The organism is Parabacteroides massiliensis, from assembly GCF_900155425.1.
GTDB lineage: Bacteria > Bacteroidota > Bacteroidia > Bacteroidales > Tannerellaceae > Parabacteroides > Parabacteroides massiliensis.
The window spans coordinates 121,882-138,857 of record NZ_LT700191.1; the positions used below are offsets into that span (position 1 = coordinate 121,882).

Annotated in this window: 13 protein-coding genes; 8 read left to right on the top strand and 5 right to left on the bottom strand. The window is 48.9% G+C overall.

Annotated features, from left to right (window positions below):
- Positions 1-128: 128 nt before the first annotated feature.
- The 5 genes from BQ9893_RS11555 to BQ9893_RS11575 form a co-directional block, all read right to left on the bottom strand.
- On the bottom strand, positions 129-1,478 hold the full coding sequence (locus tag BQ9893_RS11555; protein WP_075967344.1) for a TolC family protein: 1,350 nt from the start codon (positions 1,476-1,478) through the stop codon (positions 129-131).
- Positions 1,479-1,495: 17 nt separating this feature from the next.
- Entirely contained in the window at positions 1,496-2,617 is a 1,122-nt protein-coding gene (locus BQ9893_RS11560) for an efflux RND transporter periplasmic adaptor subunit (protein ID WP_075966187.1), read from the bottom strand.
- A 107-nt stretch (positions 2,618-2,724) separates the two neighbouring features.
- On the bottom strand, positions 2,725-3,987 hold the full coding sequence (locus tag BQ9893_RS11565; RefSeq protein ID WP_075966188.1) for an ABC transporter permease: 1,263 nt from the start codon (positions 3,985-3,987) through the stop codon (positions 2,725-2,727).
- Between the two features lie 53 nt (positions 3,988-4,040).
- Positions 4,041-5,309 carry an ABC transporter permease gene (locus tag BQ9893_RS11570; protein WP_075966189.1) on the bottom strand — a complete coding sequence of 423 codons (1,269 nt, stop codon included), beginning with the start codon at positions 5,307-5,309 and terminating at the stop codon, positions 4,041-4,043.
- Complete coding sequence (locus tag BQ9893_RS11575) at positions 5,302-5,985, bottom strand: ABC transporter ATP-binding protein (protein ID WP_005650440.1); 684 nt, start codon at positions 5,983-5,985, stop codon at positions 5,302-5,304. Before BQ9893_RS11575 ends, BQ9893_RS11570 begins: the two co-directional genes overlap by 8 nt.
- Positions 5,986-6,408: 423 nt before the next feature.
- Here BQ9893_RS11575 and purT point away from each other — a divergent pair, with 423 nt between their 5' ends.
- The 8 genes from purT to BQ9893_RS11620 all read left to right on the top strand — a co-directional run bounded on the left by purT (position 6,409) and on the right by BQ9893_RS11620 (position 16,902).
- Complete coding sequence (purT, locus tag BQ9893_RS11585; RefSeq protein WP_075966191.1) at positions 6,409-7,590, top strand: formate-dependent phosphoribosylglycinamide formyltransferase; 1,182 nt, start codon at positions 6,409-6,411, stop codon at positions 7,588-7,590.
- Between the two features lie 48 nt (positions 7,591-7,638).
- Positions 7,639-8,367 (top strand): MBL fold metallo-hydrolase, encoded by a 729-nt coding sequence (locus BQ9893_RS11590; RefSeq protein ID WP_075966192.1) that lies wholly within the window; start codon positions 7,639-7,641, stop codon positions 8,365-8,367.
- A gap of 46 nt (positions 8,368-8,413) precedes the next feature.
- Positions 8,414-8,791: a VOC family protein gene (locus tag BQ9893_RS11595; RefSeq protein ID WP_075966193.1), complete on the top strand. Its 378-nt coding sequence runs from the start codon at positions 8,414-8,416 to the stop codon at positions 8,789-8,791.
- Positions 8,792-8,911: 120 nt separating this feature from the next.
- A complete protein-coding gene (locus BQ9893_RS11600; protein ID WP_075966194.1) occupies positions 8,912-9,874 on the top strand; it encodes an ROK family protein in 963 nt (320 codons plus the stop codon).
- A gap of 102 nt (positions 9,875-9,976) precedes the next feature.
- Positions 9,977-10,492 carry an NUDIX domain-containing protein gene (locus BQ9893_RS11605; protein ID WP_075967345.1) on the top strand — a complete coding sequence of 172 codons (516 nt, stop codon included), beginning with the start codon at positions 9,977-9,979 and terminating at the stop codon, positions 10,490-10,492.
- 205 nt (positions 10,493-10,697) lie between these two features.
- The gene (locus tag BQ9893_RS11610) at positions 10,698-13,697 is read left to right on the top strand and encodes a tetratricopeptide repeat protein (RefSeq protein WP_075966195.1); all 3,000 of its coding nucleotides are present in this window, start codon (positions 10,698-10,700) and stop codon (positions 13,695-13,697) included.
- A gap of 9 nt (positions 13,698-13,706) precedes the next feature.
- Entirely contained in the window at positions 13,707-15,542 is a 1,836-nt protein-coding gene (locus BQ9893_RS11615) for a TonB-dependent receptor (protein WP_075966196.1), read from the top strand.
- Between the two features lie 31 nt (positions 15,543-15,573).
- Positions 15,574-16,902 (top strand): MATE family efflux transporter, encoded by a 1,329-nt coding sequence (locus BQ9893_RS11620; protein ID WP_075966197.1) that lies wholly within the window; start codon positions 15,574-15,576, stop codon positions 16,900-16,902.
- Positions 16,903-16,976 lie beyond the last annotated feature (74 nt).

Below are 16,976 nucleotides of genomic sequence, written 5' to 3' on the forward strand. Positions count from 1 at the left end.
AATTATACTTTCATGGCTCTCGAGGTTGTAAATCATAATCTATCGGGCAAATATAATACAAAAAAGGAAGTTTCCATCACGGAGACTTCCTTCTTTACTCATAAAAATGTGTCTGACTTAAAGGTTTATTATAGTGTTATTGGTGTGCCATCATAGAAGTCCAGGATTTTGGTACGGAAGATGAAGTCATACTTGGCCTGGACCTGTTCGGACAAACTCTGCGCATATTTTGTTTTGGCTTCGCTATATTCGAAGACCGTGCTCTTGCCGGCTGCATAGCGGTCTTCGGCATAAGAGAAAGCCTCTTTGCTGGCGAGGACCGATTTGTCGGATGCGGTATATTTATCCTGGGCGGCAACAGCATTATAGTAGGCCTGCTGGATTTCCTTATACAACGCCTTCTTCGCGTTCTCCATCATCAACTCGCGGTTCCGGATATTGATACGGGCGGAACGGACATTGTTGCGCGTCTGAAAACGGTTGAACAAAGGGATGCTCAAACTGAACCCGATCGTTTTACGTCCGTTGTTCTTCAACTGGTCGCTGAAAGGAAGGTTCGAATAGTCGCCATCGCCGGAATAATGGTAGTAGCCGTTGCTGTAGCTGGCGCCGAAATTGAGTTTCGGATAGTAGCCGGCCTGCGCCACTTTCAACATCTTCTTCTGGCTTTCCAAGAGATATTCCTGTTCTTTGATCTGCGGTTTGAAAGCGATGGCATGGTCATAGACATTGTCCGGCGGGAGGATGCTGCCCATATACTGTTCGACGGCATCTCCGATTTCAGGGACTACGACATCGAAGTTTTCACCGTCGCGCTCCAGTTCGAGGCTTTGCGTCAAGTCGAGCAAGGCCAGTTTCACATTGTTGCGTGCTTCGGTCAGCGAGACTTCGTCTTTCGCCAATTGCGCCTTCATATCGTATAGCTGGGAAAGGGGGACTTTCCCGTTCTTTACCAATGCTTCGGTTTTCACAACCTGCTCGTTGCTCAACGCGACCTGCAATTCGGCAATCTTCTGGACTTCTTTATTATACAAAACCTGCAAATAGTAGGACGCGACATTGATCGACAAGTCTTCCTTCGCTTTGTTCAACGTCTCGACAGCCGCTTTCAAGTCCAGTTTGCGGGCAGCGATATCATTCGGGATACGCAAACCGTCGAATATCGGCATGCTCAAAGAGACAGACGCCGAGGTATTGGCTGAGTTCTGATCCACAATCACACCCGATTTGGAAGGAGAACGTCCGAAGTCGAAGTTCTGTCCGACGTTGGCATTCAAGTCGGGCAACCAACTGAATTTGCTGGTGTTCAATTCCACTTTCCGGCTTTCCTGGTCCTGCTCTCTCTGCTTCAGCTCGATGTTATGTTCGATCGCATAGCGGATACATTCTTCCAGAGACCATTGTTTGGCAGGTTCCTGCCCCCAAGCCAAAGAACCGGAAAGAAATAAAGTCGTAGCGATTATTAATTGGTTTTTCATCATTTTACTGTTTACAATTATTTCTTATTCGGATCGACAATCGCCCCGCGTACCTTTTCGTTTTCGGCGAGGCCTTCCTTTATCTCGATCTTGATACCATCGGACAAGCCAACCTTAACGGCCCGCTTCTCAAACTCCTGTTCCGGCTTTTCCGCTTTTACCACCTGCACAAAAGTAGAATCACCGCTAAACTCGACGCAGCTTTCGGGTACGGACAAAACATTCTCCGCACGCTTCAACACGATCTCGGCATTGGCGCTGTATCCGGCACGGATAAAGGCATCGCCGGGCATATGTACGGCAGCTTTCACTTCAAACAGCACAGCCCCGTTCTCTTCCACTCCCTTAGGAGCCACATATTCCAATTCGGCATCGAACGTACGGCTTTCCATAGCGCCGACCGTCAGTTTGATCGGCATTCCTTCGTGGATACGGCCGACTTCCGTCTCGTCTACTTTCCCCTTAAAGATCATGTTGTTCATATCGGCAACGGTAGCGATCGTCGTACCGTCGTTGAAGGTGTTCGACTGGATCACCGAGTTACCGACTTTGATAGGCACATCCAGGATCATACCGGTGATGGTGGAACGAACCTGTGTCGTACTGGAAGCGGCAGACCGTTTGGAGATACCTTCGCGGATGATCTCAAGAGCATCCTGAGCGTTCTCGGCCTCTTCCTGCGCTTTCTTATAGTTGGCAAGAGAAGTCTCATAATCTTCTTTGGAGATAACGCCCTGTTTATACAACTCTTCATCCCGCTCGAAGGTTGCACTGACCTGTTCGAGGCTGATCTTCGCCACCCGTACACGCGATTCGGCACTGTTCAACTGGACCATTTCCGGAATAACCTTGATACGGGCAATGATCTCCCCTTCTTTCACCATCTGCCCGGCTTCTTTCAGCAATTCGGAGATGATACCCGACATTTGCGGTTTGATAAGGACTTCGTCGCGGGGTTCAACCTTTCCGGTCGCCACGGTCTTCGTCTCAATCGTGTCACGTGCAGGAGTAACCAGCTCATAGACGGTAATGACGGGTTGCGCTTTCTTCCACAAGAAATAGAAAGTGCCGACAACAGCAGCTCCCACTAATACCAAAAAGATGATCCGCAGGACTTTTTTTACGATACGATTCTTCATAACTATAGCTTTTTATTAATTGACAATGGAAATATTTATGATTTATGATTTCAGATTTATGATTTATACGTAGACACAAATTATAAATCATAAATCATAAATCCGATTCACTCTTCCCTGATAGCGTCGATCGCCTTGATCTGCATGGCACGCCAAGCAGGAATCAACCCGGCGAGGAGTCCGCTGAACAGCAGGATTACGGTAGCCGCCACCGCTGTTCCGATATGGATTTCGGGATTGGAGAAAAACGTTTCGTTAGACGCATCTCCGCCGCTTGCCATCGCATTGTTCACCACATCGAGCAGGAACACACCTACGCTAAGCCCGATCAACCCGGCAAGGGATGTCAGCAACAAACTCTCACTCATGATCTGCGATATAATATCGAATGGCTTCGCGCCGATCGCACGACGCACCCCGATCTCGCGTGTCCGCTCCCGGACCGTCACCATCATGATATTACTGACTCCGATGATCCCGGCCAGCAGAGTACCGATACCGACCAGCCAGACCAGTATATTAATACCGGTAAACAGCATATTGAATGTTTCGAACTGCTTGGCTATCGTAAAGCTGCTGATGGCATGTTCGTCCGTCGGGGAAATCTCGTTCTGCGAACGCAAGACCGTCTTTATGTCTTCCACCATCTTATCACAAGAGTAACCGTCTTCGGCCGTCGCGCAGAGGAACCAGAACTTGTCTCCCTGGTTGGAAGCCTGCTGGAGCGTCTTGAACGGGATCATCACGCTCTCTTCCGTACGTCCGCCGATCTGGGCACGGGGTTTCGGTTTGATCACACCGACCACCTGGTAATAGATGCCGTTCACCCGTATATATTGTCCGATCGGATCTTCATCCGGCGTGAAAAGGACTTCGCGCACGATATTACCGATCAGGCATACCTTCCGCTTTTCGATCATGTCGATTTCATTCAACAGACGTCCTGCCAGGATATGCTGCGTTTCGATATTGAAATATTCGGAATAGACGCCACGCACGTTATATGTACCCGCTTTCTGTCCTCTCACCACATTGTTCTGCCCGCCCCATTGCATGATCATCGGCGAAAGATAGCGCACACCCTTCACACGCTGGCGGATCGTTTCCAAGTCGCGGTTGCGCATCTGCCAGTAGCGCCCTTTCTTATACCCTTTGTAAGGTTCGCCGGTCCGTTCGGAAAAGAAGAATGCGGAGTTCGTCGAAAAACCGTCGACGTTCTTCAATACGCCATTCTTGAATCCGTTGCCAGAGCCCAACAGGATCACCAGCATCAGGATACCCCAGAACACTCCGAAGCCGGTCAACAGGCTACGGGTTTTGTTACGGGTGATCGTCACCCATATTTCCACCCAGCGATCGATATCAAACATTTTATTTTGATTTATGATTTATAATTCATGATTTATGATTCCCGATCCATGATTTAACTTTCATTGCGCATGGCTTCAATCGCCGTGATCTTGACCGCCTTGCGGGCAGGGAAATAGCCGGCCAGCACGCCTGCCCCGATGATCAGGGCCGTAACGGACAACGCCACACCGAGGTTCACCGTCGGGTTCAGGAAGATACTCATGTCATCCTGCGAAACATTCTTTCCGGCATTCATCATCTCCATGACCGAGTTGATTCCCTCCGTCAGCCCGATTCCTAAGATCATGCCCAAATAACCGAACACGGCCGTGATCAGGATCGATTCGACAATGATCAGTTTCAGAATGGAGAACGGAGTCGCCCCTATCGCTTTCCGGATGCCGAACTCTCTCGTCCGCTCACGCACCGTTATCAGCATGATGTTGCTCACGCCAACGATCCCGGCAGTCAGTGTCCCGATGCCGATCACCCATATAAAGAGGGCGATACCGTTCATCATCCCGTTCAGCATCATGAAGTTTTCGAGCGTGCTCCACATCCCGATCGCCCGCCGGTCTTCGGGATCGAACTTGTGTCGCGCTCCCATCTGCTGGCGAAAACGTTTTTCGAATGCGTCAAATTCTTCCTGTGTGGAAATACCTTTCACCGTAAAGATGATGTCATCCAGTCCGTATCCGGCGTTATACAAGGTCTGTGCCGTGCTGAAAGGGATATAGGCCGGCGCGTTGTTGTCGTTGTCCTCCGCCTTATAGACACCGATTACCTGGTAGGCGACACTTCCTGCATTCACATATTTGCCTAACGGATCCGCCCCTTTGAAAAGCACTTCTTTCATACGAGGGCTCAGGACAATCACCTTTCTTTTTTCCTTTACGTCTATATCATTGATAAAACGACCGTTCCCGACTGTCATTTCGATATTGTCGATCACCGCCTTCGACGGGTGTACGCCGTTCAGGGAATAGGCGTTATATTCGTCTCCGTAGGAAAGCGTATCGCTCCGGCTTATACTCGCCGTAATCAGATCCACTTCGGGATTTTCACGCGGAATGGCGATCAGGTCTTCATCCTTATATTCGATCCTGCGGTTCATCTGCATTCCCTTATACGGCTTGCTCGTGTAGCGCGGCCATGTCTCCACCCGGTTCAGGCTGAAATTACGGAAGTTAGACATGATCCCGTTTTTCATTCCGTTGCCTGCTCCCAAGAGGACGATCAGCATGAAGATACCCCATGCCACGGAAAAGCCGGTCAGGAAGGTTCGGAGTTTATTCTTTTGAATCGTGCTCCATATTTCTCGAAAATTATCAAAATCAAACATGTCCCAATCCTTTTTCTATTGTTTCTATCAGACCGTCCTTCACGCGGATAATACGGTCAGTTGCCTCAGCTACGGAGGGTTCGTGCGTCACGATCACCATCGTCAACCCTTCGAGGTTTACTTTCCGGAGCAGCTCCATCACTTCGACCGTCGTCTTGCTGTCCAACGCTCCGGTCGGCTCATCCGCCAGGATCACCTGCGGCTTGGCTATCAGGGCGCGGGCAATGGCGACACGCTGTTTCTGTCCGCCGGACATTTCGTTCGGCATATGTTCCGCCCAATCCTTCAGCCCGACCATATCCAGATATTCCAGCGCCATAGCGTTGCGTTTCTTGCGACTTATTCCCTGGTAGTATAGGGGCAAGGCAACGTTTTCCATTGCATTTTTGAATGAAATCAGATTAAAGGACTGGAAAATGAAACCGATCATCCGGTTACGCAGCTCCGCCGCACGGGTTTCGCTCAGATTGCGGATCAACTGCCCGTTCAGGGTATAAGTGCCCGTATCGTATGTATCCAGTATCCCCAAGATATTCAGCAATGTGGATTTTCCCGATCCAGACGCACCCATAATAGACACCATCTCTCCCTTCTCGATATCCAAGTCTATGCCTTTCAATACATGCAGCGGCGCACCGTTGAAATACGTTTTGTTAATTCCTTCCAGATGAATCATCATTTTTTGTTATTTCTTTTATCTATTAGACGAACATTTTGCGGATTCGTTACACAAATAGGCAAATAATTTGTTTTTAATTGCCACAAATATAGGCTTTACCCAAATACCTTGTAACGCAAGGTACTTATATTTAACCCAAATTAACTTCATAAAGATTTCTATTTCTCTATAGAAAACGATGTTTACCCCCTGCATGGAAGCACCATCAGATTGGCCTCTATTTTATTCTCTACAATGTCGTACATGTTTTCAACAATGTCGTATATATTCTTGGCAACGTCAATTATATTCCCGACAACGCCGAAAACAGATTACACTGCCATCTATTCGAAAATCCCCTATTGAGAACCACTTGCCAATTGCCAATATTACTGTACCTTTGTGCCTACAAACAGAGGATATATAATACATTCAATAAATATGGTAACAATAGGAACACCGAAGTCGGCTACCGCAACGAAAGTTTTGCTCTGCGGTTCCGGCGAATTAGGCAAAGAGTTTGTAATCGAGTTACAACGTTATGGAGTGGAAGTGATCGCTTTGGACAAATATGCGGATGCTCCGGCCATGCAGGTCGCTCACCGTTCGTATGTCGTATCGATGTTGGACGGAAAGGCCTTGCGCGAGATTGTAGAAAAAGAAAAGCCTGACTATATCGTTCCCGAAGTGGAGGCCATCGCGACACAGACGTTGATGGAACTGGAAAAAGAAGGATTCCATGTCATCCCGACTGCCCGTGCCACCTGGTTGACCATGAACCGCGAAGGTATCCGCCGTCTGGCTGCCGAAGAATTAGGCTTACCTACCTCGCCTTATCGCTTTGCCGAGACGGAAGAGGAGTTCATCGAGGCTGTGAAAGCAATCGGGATGCCGTGTGTCGTCAAGCCGATCATGAGTTCGAGCGGACACGGCCAGAGCGTCATCCGCAAAGAAGAAGATATCGACCGTTCCTGGCATTATGCGCAGGAAGGCGGGCGTGCCGGTGCCGGAAAGGTGATCGTGGAAGGGTTTGTCGATTTCGATTACGAAATCACCCAGTTGACCGTCCGCCATATCGGAGGCACTTCATTCCTGGAACCGGTCGGACACGTACAGGTCGATGGCGACTATCGCGAATCCTGGCAGCCACAAGCGATGAGCCCGGTGGCCAAAGAAAAGGCACGTGAGATCGCAGGCAAGATCACGGAAGCGCTCGGCGGCCGCGGAATTTTCGGAGTCGAATTGTTTGTAAAGGGCGAAGATGTCATTTTCAGCGAAGTCTCTCCCCGTCCGCACGACACGGGAATGGTCACGATGATCACACAGGATCTTTCGCAGTTCGCCTTGCATGCGCGTGCCGTATTGGGCTTGCCGATCCCGAACATTGCCTTCCACGGGGCAGGCGCTTCACGTGCTGTCGTGGTCGAAGGAGACAGCAACCAGCTTTCGTTAGGCAACCTCGACAAGGTACTGGAACAGCCGGACACCCAAATACGTTTCTTCGGAAAACCGGAAGTTCACGGACATCGCCGTATGGCCGTGCTGCTGGCACGCGGATCGGATGTGGCCGATGCACGCCGGAAGACAGGAGTGATGATGGAACAGCTGGAAATAAAGTTGTAATATCATAATCAGCATTGACAGGACACAGGCGAACAAGGGGAAAAAGGAATGAGACTGACTTATATATATCATAGCGGTTTTGCTATCGAGGCAGATGGTTTTGCCATTTTGATCGATTATTACAAAGACACTGGGAAATCTCCGGAGAAAGGTTTCGTGCATGAGGAGCTGTTGAGTCGCGTGGGTACATTATATGTATTGTCATCTCATTTCCACCCGGATCATTTCAATCCGGAGGTTTTGAGGTGGAAAGCAAACAAAAAAGATATCATATATCTTTTCGGCAAAGATATCCTGAAAAGGAACCGGGCAGGAAAAGAAGATGCGATCTACCTCAAGAAAGGAGAAACCTACGAGGATCATAACCTGCGGATCGAGGCATTCGGATCGACAGACTCCGGCATATCCTTCCTGATCGAAGCCGAAGGAAAACGCCTTTTCCATGCCGGCGACCTGAACAACTGGCACTGGAAAGACGAATCGACTCCCGAAGAAGCCGCAGAGGCGGAAAAGAATTATCTGAAAGAATTGGACGACCTGGCGAAAGTGGCCGACAAACTGGATGTCGCCATGTTTCCGGTCGATCCGCGTATCGGAACCGATTTCATGCGCGGTGCACAACAGTTTGTCGATCGCATCAAAACCCATATATTCGTACCGATGCATTTCTGGGACCGCCCGGCGGAGGTTGTTGCATTCGGGCCTTACGCAGAATCGCGCGGTTGCCGGTACGTGCTGATTTCCGTTCCGGGGGAAGAGTTTTCAATTGACAATTGACAATTCGGTTATAATGAGAATTCAAGATTAAAAGAAAAAAGAAACGATGGAGATAAAGAGTAGATTTGATCATTTTAATATCAATGTCCTGGATTTGGACAGAAGTATCGCGTTTTACGAAAAAGCGCTTGGTTTGAAAGAACATCACCGCAAAGAAGCAGCAGACGGCTCGTTCATCCTGGTTTACCTGACAGACAACGAGACAGGCTTCCTGTTGGAACTGACCTGGCTTCGCGACCGGAAAGAAGCATACGAATTGGGAGACAACGAGAGCCATCTCTGTTTCCGCGTAGCCGGCAATTATGACGAGATACGCGAATATCACCGGGAACTCGGGTATATCTGTTTCGAAAATAACGAGATGGGCTTGTACTTCATTAATGATCCGGACGACTACTGGATTGAAATTTTACCTGCTAAATAACATATCAGATAACATATTCACGCCTATTTCGGTTTTTTTTGAATAAAATCATTGCGCCTTACCAGATTCCTCTTATATTTGCTTTCCAGAAAAAGCATTATTAATCTAAAATATAAAATCATGGAGAAGCCTTATGTAGTAGGTATCGATATAGGTGGTACCAATACTGTTTTTGGCGTAGTAGATGCAAGAGGAACAATCTTGTACAGTAGTTCAATCAAGACCGGGAAGTATACTGATGTCAACGATTATGTCAGTGAACTTGCCAAGGGTTTGAAATTAGTGATCGACCAGGCTGGTGGCGTGGACACAATAAAAGGTATAGGCGTAGGAGCTCCGAACGGTAACTTCTTCAACGGTTGCATAGAATTTGCACCGAACCTTCCCTGGAAAGGTAAAATTCCTTTGGCTCAGCTGATCAGCGAAAAGCTGGGTGGCGTGCCAGTCGCATTGACTAACGATGCCAACGCGGCCGCTATCGGAGAAATGACGTATGGCGCAGCCCGCGGTATGAAAGACTTTATCGTGATCACATTGGGAACCGGTGTCGGCAGCGGTATCGTAATCGGTGGTAACCTGGTTTACGGACACGACGGATTTGCAGGTGAATTGGGTCACGTGATCATGCGTCGTAACAACGGACGTCCTTGCGGTTGCGGTCGCCAGGGCTGTTTGGAGGCATATGCGTCTGCAACAGGTGTTGCCCGTACGGCACGCGAATTTTTGGATATCCGCAAGGATGACAGCTTGCTTCGCGAATTGGATCCGGACGAAATCACATCAAAGGACGTATATGATGCAGCGATGAAGAACGACAAGTTGGCTTTGGAAATCTTCGAATTCACAGGTAACATCCTGGGTGAAGCATTCGCTGATTTCGTTGCTTTCTCCAGTCCTGAAGCAATCATCCTGTTCGGCGGCTTGACCAAAGCAGGTGACCTGATCATGAACCCGATCAAACGTTCTATGGATAAGAACATGCTGAAAGTGTTCGAAGGTAAGACTAAATTATTATTCTCCCAATTGAAAGAAAGCGATGCTGCCGTATTAGGAGCAAGCGCACTGGGCTGGGAAGTGAAATAAATTGACAATTGGCAATTGACAGTTGACAATTTAAGGGGATGACTCTTTCATTTGTCAATTGTTAATTGCCAATTGTTCTTTTTCAATTGTCAATTGAACGAAGTGCATCCTTTACATCAATTTACATATTGCCCGAAATGCGGAGCCCGGACATTTGTGGAACGCAACGAGAAAGCCAAGCAATGCACGACCTGCGGGTTCGTCTACTATTTCAATCCTTCCTCGGCTGTTGCCTGTTTTATCCGCAATCCCAAAGGAGAACTATTGCTCGTACGCCGTGCCAAAGATCCGGCCAAAGGGACGCTCGACCTGCCGGGAGGTTTTGTCGACATGCACGAATCGGCTGAAGAAGCAGCCCACCGGGAAGTGAAAGAGGAAACAAACCTCGACATCACCGATTGCCGCTATCTCTTTTCCATCCCCAACCTCTATCTCTATTCCGGCTTCGAGGTGCATACGGTCGATATGTTTTTCGAATGCCTCACCCCTTCTTTCGACGGAGCAAAAGCAGAAGACGATGCGGCCGAGATCATTATCCGGCTTGCCAACCGTTTGAATCCGGACGATTTCGGGTTACAATCCATCAAAAAAGCAGTAGAACGTTATATGATCGGTTGATTTTGCTTACTATGCAGGCTTTCATAGGAGCATAACGGACAGTACCTTTAAGTTGTGGCCTCATAAGGTACGCAGCGTGCGTGCATTTTAATCATTTATCCACAAAATCTATCCGTATGTGAGCGAGTTTATTTATATTTGCGACTTAGAACCAACATATACCGTTATATTTTAGATATATCTGTATCATAAAAGCTAAGGAGTGATGAAAAGAATACTTATTCCACTGTGCATAGTGGTAGGAAGTCATGCCGCATATGGGCAACGGTCGTACCAGTTTGATGCGGCGGATCGCCTATTTGTAGAAGGGAAAGAGTTGTTTAGTTTAAAAAATTATGCCGGTTGCATCGACAAGCTGGAAGCCTATAAGCAGCATTCCACCGATGCCGACCTGATCCAAGAGGCAGACTATATGCTGGTCTATGCCGCATACGAACAGGGACGCCCCAATGCAGACGAATTGCTAAAGGACTACCTGGAAGAATATCCGGCTTCCCGCCATAGTGACGAGATCGACTACATGATCGGCTCCGTTCATTTCGAGCGCGGAGAGTATGAAAAAGCCATCTTCTGGTTCAACGAGGCCGATATCGACATGTTGAGCCCCGAACAACAGGAGGCTTATTCTTTCCGCCTGGCCTATTCGCTGTTGCAGACCGGCGAGAAGGAAAAGGCACGCAGCTACTTCGCACGGATCGAACAGATAGGGAACAAATACAAGGAGGCTTCGACCTATTATGTCGCCTATATCGACTACGCGACGGGGAATTACAACAAAGCCCTGATCGAGTTCTCCCGCCTGAAAGAGAGCCCGAAATTCCGCGAACAGTCTCAATACTACATTACTCAGATTTATTTTATCCAGAGCAAATACGAAAAGGTGGTGAAAGAAGGCGAAGAACTTCTCTCCCTCTATCCCGACAGCAAGAATAACAGCGAGATGTACCGTATCGTCGGTGATTCATATTATCACTTAGGCGACCAGGGAAAAGCGATCCAGATGTTGAGCAAATATGTTTCATCAACAGAAAACCCGCTCCGCAGCGATCTGTATATTTTAGGTGTATGTTATTTCAATAAAGGAAACTACAGCAGTGCGGTCAACGCCCTGAGCCGGACCGTACGCCAGAACGACGAGCTGACACAGAACGCCTATCTCTATCTCGGACAGTCGTACCTGAAGTTAGGCGACAAGAACAATGCCCGTATGGCTTTCGAGGCTGCCGCCACCTCTTCTTTCGACAAACAGATAAAGGAAGTCGCCATGTATAACTACGCACTGCTGATCCACGAAACGGCCTTTACGGGATTCGGCGAGTCGGTGACGATCTTCGAAGACTTCCTGAACGATTTCCCGAATTCGCAATATGCGGACAAGGTGAACGACTATCTGGTCGAAGTCTACCTGACCACCAAGAACTACGAAGCCGCTCTGAAATCGATCAACAAGATCAAACAGCCGAGCACCAAGATACTGGAAGCCAAACAAGGTATTCTTTTCCAACTCGGGACGCAGGCTTTCGCCAATGTCAAACTGGATGACGCCGTCAGCCTGTTCAGCCAGGCAATCCAGCTCGGTTCCTATAATACGGAAGCCCGCAACGAGGCCTATTTCTGGCGCGGCGAATCCTACTACCGCATGGGAGAATATGAAAATGCGATATCGGACTATCGTACCTATCTGAACAATACGCACCAGCGCAATACGGATATGTACGCATTGGCTTATTACAATTTAGGTTACAGCTATTTCAAGTTGAGAGATTACAGTGCTGCCTTGAACCGTTTCCGCCAGTATGTCGACCTCGAAAGCAACCAGCAAGCCGCGTCTTTGGCAGACGCTTACAACCGTATCGGGGACTGCCAGTATCAGAACCGCCAGTTCAGCCTGGCCGAAGAGAACTATTCCCGCGCAGCCCAGCTGTCTCCTTCCGCAGGCGATTACTCGATCTACCAAAAGGGATTCCTGCTTGGCTTGCAGAAAGACTACAGAGGCAAGATCAGCGCAATGGACCGCTTGATCAGCGAATATCCGGAGTCGCAATATGTAGACGATGCGTTGTTCGAGAAAGGACGTACCTATGTATTGCTCGAAAACAGCTCTTCCGCCGCACAAGCGTTCGAAAAGCTGATACGCGAATTCCCACAGAGCAGCCTGGCACGTAAGGCCGGCATCCAGCTCGGTCTGCTTTACTACAATGACAACCAGCCGGAAAAGGCGCTCGCCGCCTACAAGCAGGTCATCAGCAATTATCCGGGTAGCGAAGAGGCTAAGACCGCTTTGCAGGATTTGAAATCTGTCTATATCGACCTCAACGATATCAATGCTTATGCCAATTACGTGAATTCCATAGGCGGTAATATCCGCCTGGAAGTGGGCGAACAGGATTCATTGACCTACATCGCCGCCGAAAAGCTCTTCATGCGCGGAGACAACGACGGTGCTCGCCGCAGTCTGGTAAATTACTTGCAGACATTCCCCGAAGGAGCGTTCAGTTCGAATGCCAACTTCTACTTAGGTAGCATCGCTTTCGCCAAGAAAGAATTTGACGAAGCCATCCAACGATTCAAATCGGTCATTGCCAGCGGCGACACCAAGTTCCTTGAAGAATCGGTTGCCCGCACGGCTGAAATCGAATACCTGGGCAAAGATTATCCGGCAGCCTTAGAAAGCTTCAAACGCTTGCAGATCGTAGCCGAAAACCCGGAGAACAAACAGGCCGCCCGCTTAGGTATCATGCGCTGCGCTTTACAGACCGGACAGCAGAAAGACGCACTTTTGGCGGCAGACGAGTTGCTAAAAGAACCGAAGCTATCGCCCGAACTGGAAGCCGAAGCCCGTTATGTGCGTGCTAAAGCCTATATCGACCAGAAACAGGCGAACAAGGCGCTTGCCGACCTGAAAGTATTGAGCAAAGACACCCGTACGATACACGGTGCGGAAGCCAAATATCTGTTGGCCCAACTGTATTATGACACCAACGATGACAAAAATGCCGAAAAGGTACTGATGAACTTCATCGAGAACGGTACGCCTCACCAATACTGGCTGGCTCGCGGATTCATCCTGCTGGCAGACGTCTATATCCGCCAGGGTGACGACTTCCAGGCTCGCCAGTACCTCACCAGCCTGCAGAACAATTATAAGGGTGATGACGATATCGCCGGTATGATAGAAAATAGATTGGGTAAACTTAAGAATTAAGAAGAAGTGATGAAGACAATATACAACATCAAAGCACTGTGTGTGATGGCCCTGTTGGGAAGCGTCGCTACCGCCAGTGCACAGGAAGACAAAACGAAGGAAAAAGACTTGAACCGGGAAATGACGCTGGAACGCGAATATGACCCGACCGTACAGGATGCCAGCAAGGTGAACACGCTGCCGGTCATCAAAGAGCCGGTTGTCAAGAAGATGCCGATCGACTACGCTACTTTCACTGCTCCGGCCGACCCGGAAAAGGAAATCAGCCTGTTGCCTTCAGGCAATATCATGACGGATATCCAGTATAACAAACGTCGCGGTTATTTCAACTTCGGCGGTGGAACCTATCTGAACCTTAACGGCGACTTGGGCTATCATATCCTGAGCACGGACAAGGACAAACTGAACATCTGGTTCTCTCACCGCTCGACGAACGGGAAGGTGAAATATATCCAGGATGTTCCGGAAGGTTACGAGAAAGTCAAAGCGAAACTAAACGACAACCTGGGCGGTTTGAACTTCAAACATGTGTTCCGACGGGCGACATTGGATATGGGACTCAAATATGGCTATTCAGCCTATAATTACTACGGATTGCCTATCTCCGGTAGCGCATCCAACATGCCGGCAGCCGGATACATCGACCTTGCCGACCGTGAGACCAACCAGGTTGACCAGACGATTCAAGGACGCATCGGCGTACAGTCGGCCGAAAACGCTCCGTTTGGTTATAACATCGGGCTGGATTACACGAACTTCTCCCACAAGTATGGAGAAAGCCAAGACCATGATGGCGTAAAGGAAAACACGTTCGCTCTGGGGTTTGACTTCTTCGCTCCTTTCAATGGCAACCAACAGATCGGATTGGCAGGAGATATGAAATATTACAACTATTCTCTTCCGGCTGAAGAGCCATACAAGACAGGCACAAACGAACCGCCTTATACTTTCTCCACATACGAAAATCATTTCAATGCTCTTTTGAATCCCTACTACAAGATTACAGGAGACAATTGGAACTTCAAATTGGGAGCAAAAGCGATGATGGTTTCCGGTTTGGAATATTGGGACAACGCCAAATTCTATGCATCTCCCGATATTGCGGCCGATGTTACAGTGGCTGACAAAACCATGCTCTACGCAAAAATCGGCGGTGAATTGCGCGACAACTCGATGTACGACATTACACAGCTCAACCGCTACGCAGACCCGGTTCATGCAACAACGCCTTCATTCAACTGGCTGGATGCCAAGTTGGGAATCCAAAGCGGTGTGGCTTCCGGTTTCTGGTTTGACATCTTCGGTGGATATCAGGCAACCAGCAACGACTACTTCTTCATAGCCTACAATTATTACAATGCAAACGAACAAAACAAGTTCAACTATATCGAAATGCGTGATGACATTGCCAGCAAGCGGCTTTATGTCGGTGCGGATTTGCGCTACAGCTACCAACAAATAATCGACCTGCGTTTGAAAGGTGTTTACAACAACTGGAAGATGAATTTAGGCGATGGCTATGTGGGAGGTAAAGTGAACGCTGAAATAGATCCGATCGGCAAACCTGAAATGGAACTGACAGCGGGCATCACCGTTCGTCCGATCGAACAGATTTCCGCTTCGCTTGATTACAACCTGGCAACCGGTCGCAAGGCTGAAGTTTTCGGAATCACTCACAAGATGAAAAACATCAACGAGCTCAACCTGACCGGAACTTACACTCTGAACGACACTTTCGGGCTGTATCTGAAAATGAACAACGTCCTGTTCCAGAAATATGAACTCTACTACGGCTATCCGATGCAGAGTTTCAGCGCGATGATCGGAGTGAACATCAATTTCTGATGTATCTTTGTCCCCGAATAAACAAACGAATATGCAAGGGACAAAAAATCTGACGGAAGGGCCTATAAAAAAGCAACTGTTCAACCTGGCGCTTCCCATCATGGGAACCTCTTTTATCCAAATGGCCTACAGCATCACCGATATGGCCTGGGTAGGGCGTTTGGGCAGCGAAGCGGTAGCCGCTATCGGGGCAGTCGGTATCCTGACGTGGATGACAACTTCGATCTCCTACCTGAATAAAGTCGGTTCGGAAGTCAGCGTGGCACAAAGCATCGGGGCACGTGAGGAGGAAGAAGCACGTGCCTTTGCTTCCCATAACCTGACGATCGCCCTCATAATCTCCGTCTGTTGGGGATTCCTGCTGTTCGTCCTGGCCAATCCGATCATCGGTTTCTTCAAACTCGATCCGGAAATTTCCGCCACAGCTGTGTCTTACCTTCGGATCGTGGCAACCGGGTTCCCGCTTATTTTCCTGGCAGCCGCCTGTACCGGAATTTATAATGCGGCAGGACTGAGCAAAATCCCGTTCTATGTCAGTGGTAGCGGATTGATTATGAATATGGCGCTCGATCCGTTGTTTATATTCGGGTTTGGAATGGGAACGAACGGAGCGGCCTGTGCGACCTGGCTGTCGGAGGCGACCGTACTGGCCATCTTCATCTATTACTTGAAAAAGAAAAACCGGCTGTTCGGGGGATTTCCGTTCCTTGTCCGGCTGAAAAGCCACTATAGCAGACGGATCTTTCAGTTGGGACTTCCCGTTGCATTGCTGAACAGCCTGTTTGCCGTCATCAACCTGATGATGGCACGCACGGCATCCACCTATGGCGGGCATATCGGACTGATGACAATGACGGCCGGCGGACAGATCGAAGCGATCGCCTGGAATACCTCGCAGGGATTCAGTACGGCTCTAAGCACGTTCGTGGCGCAAAACTTTGCCGCACGGAAAAAAGAGCGTGTCTTGGGCGCTTATCATACGACTCTGAAAATGACAGCTCTGTTCGGTGTCTTCTGCACGCTGCTTTTCGTGTTTTTCGGTAGCGAAGTATTCTCGCTGATCATACCCGAAAAGGCAGCTTACGAGGCAGGAGGCGTTTTCCTTCGCATCGATGGCTACTCGATGTTGTTCATGATGCTGGAAATAACGATGCAGGGATTGTTCTACGGTACGGGGCGCACGGTTCCCCCTGCCATCATCAGCATCACGTTCAACAGCCTGCGCATCCCGATGGCGATCGGGCTGACGGCAATGGGATGGGGTATTACTGGTGTCTGGTGGGCAATCAGCATCTCCAGTATGCTGAAAGGAATCGTCGCATTCATTTGGTTCCGCTTTTTACAGAAAAAGATATTGTGATACAGCAAACTATTCCGTATTTTTGTCGATTCGTATTATCGTAGCAACGACAACCGACTATTCATAAAAAATAA

What these genes read in the sequence shown, in the direction of transcription:
- BQ9893_RS11555 (WP_075967344.1), bottom strand. Translation starts at nt 1,478, where the DNA reads ATGAAAAACCAATTAATAATCGCTACGACTTTATTTCTTTCCGGTTCT.
- BQ9893_RS11560 (WP_075966187.1), bottom strand. Translation starts at nt 2,617, where the DNA reads ATGAAGAATCGTATCGTAAAAAAAGTCCTGCGGATCATCTTTTTGGTA.
- BQ9893_RS11565 (WP_075966188.1), bottom strand. Translation starts at nt 3,987, where the DNA reads ATGTTTGATATCGATCGCTGGGTGGAAATATGGGTGACGATCACCCGT.
- BQ9893_RS11570 (WP_075966189.1), bottom strand. Translation starts at nt 5,309, where the DNA reads ATGTTTGATTTTGATAATTTTCGAGAAATATGGAGCACGATTCAAAAG.
- BQ9893_RS11575 (WP_005650440.1), bottom strand. Translation starts at nt 5,985, where the DNA reads ATGATTCATCTGGAAGGAATTAACAAAACGTATTTCAACGGTGCGCCG.
- purT (WP_075966191.1), top strand. Translation starts at nt 6,409, where the DNA reads ATGGTAACAATAGGAACACCGAAGTCGGCTACCGCAACGAAAGTTTTG.
- BQ9893_RS11590 (WP_075966192.1), top strand. Translation starts at nt 7,639, where the DNA reads ATGAGACTGACTTATATATATCATAGCGGTTTTGCTATCGAGGCAGAT.
- BQ9893_RS11595 (WP_075966193.1), top strand. Translation starts at nt 8,414, where the DNA reads ATGGAGATAAAGAGTAGATTTGATCATTTTAATATCAATGTCCTGGAT.
- BQ9893_RS11600 (WP_075966194.1), top strand. Translation starts at nt 8,912, where the DNA reads ATGGAGAAGCCTTATGTAGTAGGTATCGATATAGGTGGTACCAATACT.
- BQ9893_RS11610 (WP_075966195.1), top strand. Translation starts at nt 10,698, where the DNA reads ATGAAAAGAATACTTATTCCACTGTGCATAGTGGTAGGAAGTCATGCC.
- BQ9893_RS11615 (WP_075966196.1), top strand. Translation starts at nt 13,707, where the DNA reads ATGAAGACAATATACAACATCAAAGCACTGTGTGTGATGGCCCTGTTG.
- BQ9893_RS11620 (WP_075966197.1), top strand. Translation starts at nt 15,574, where the DNA reads ATGCAAGGGACAAAAAATCTGACGGAAGGGCCTATAAAAAAGCAACTG.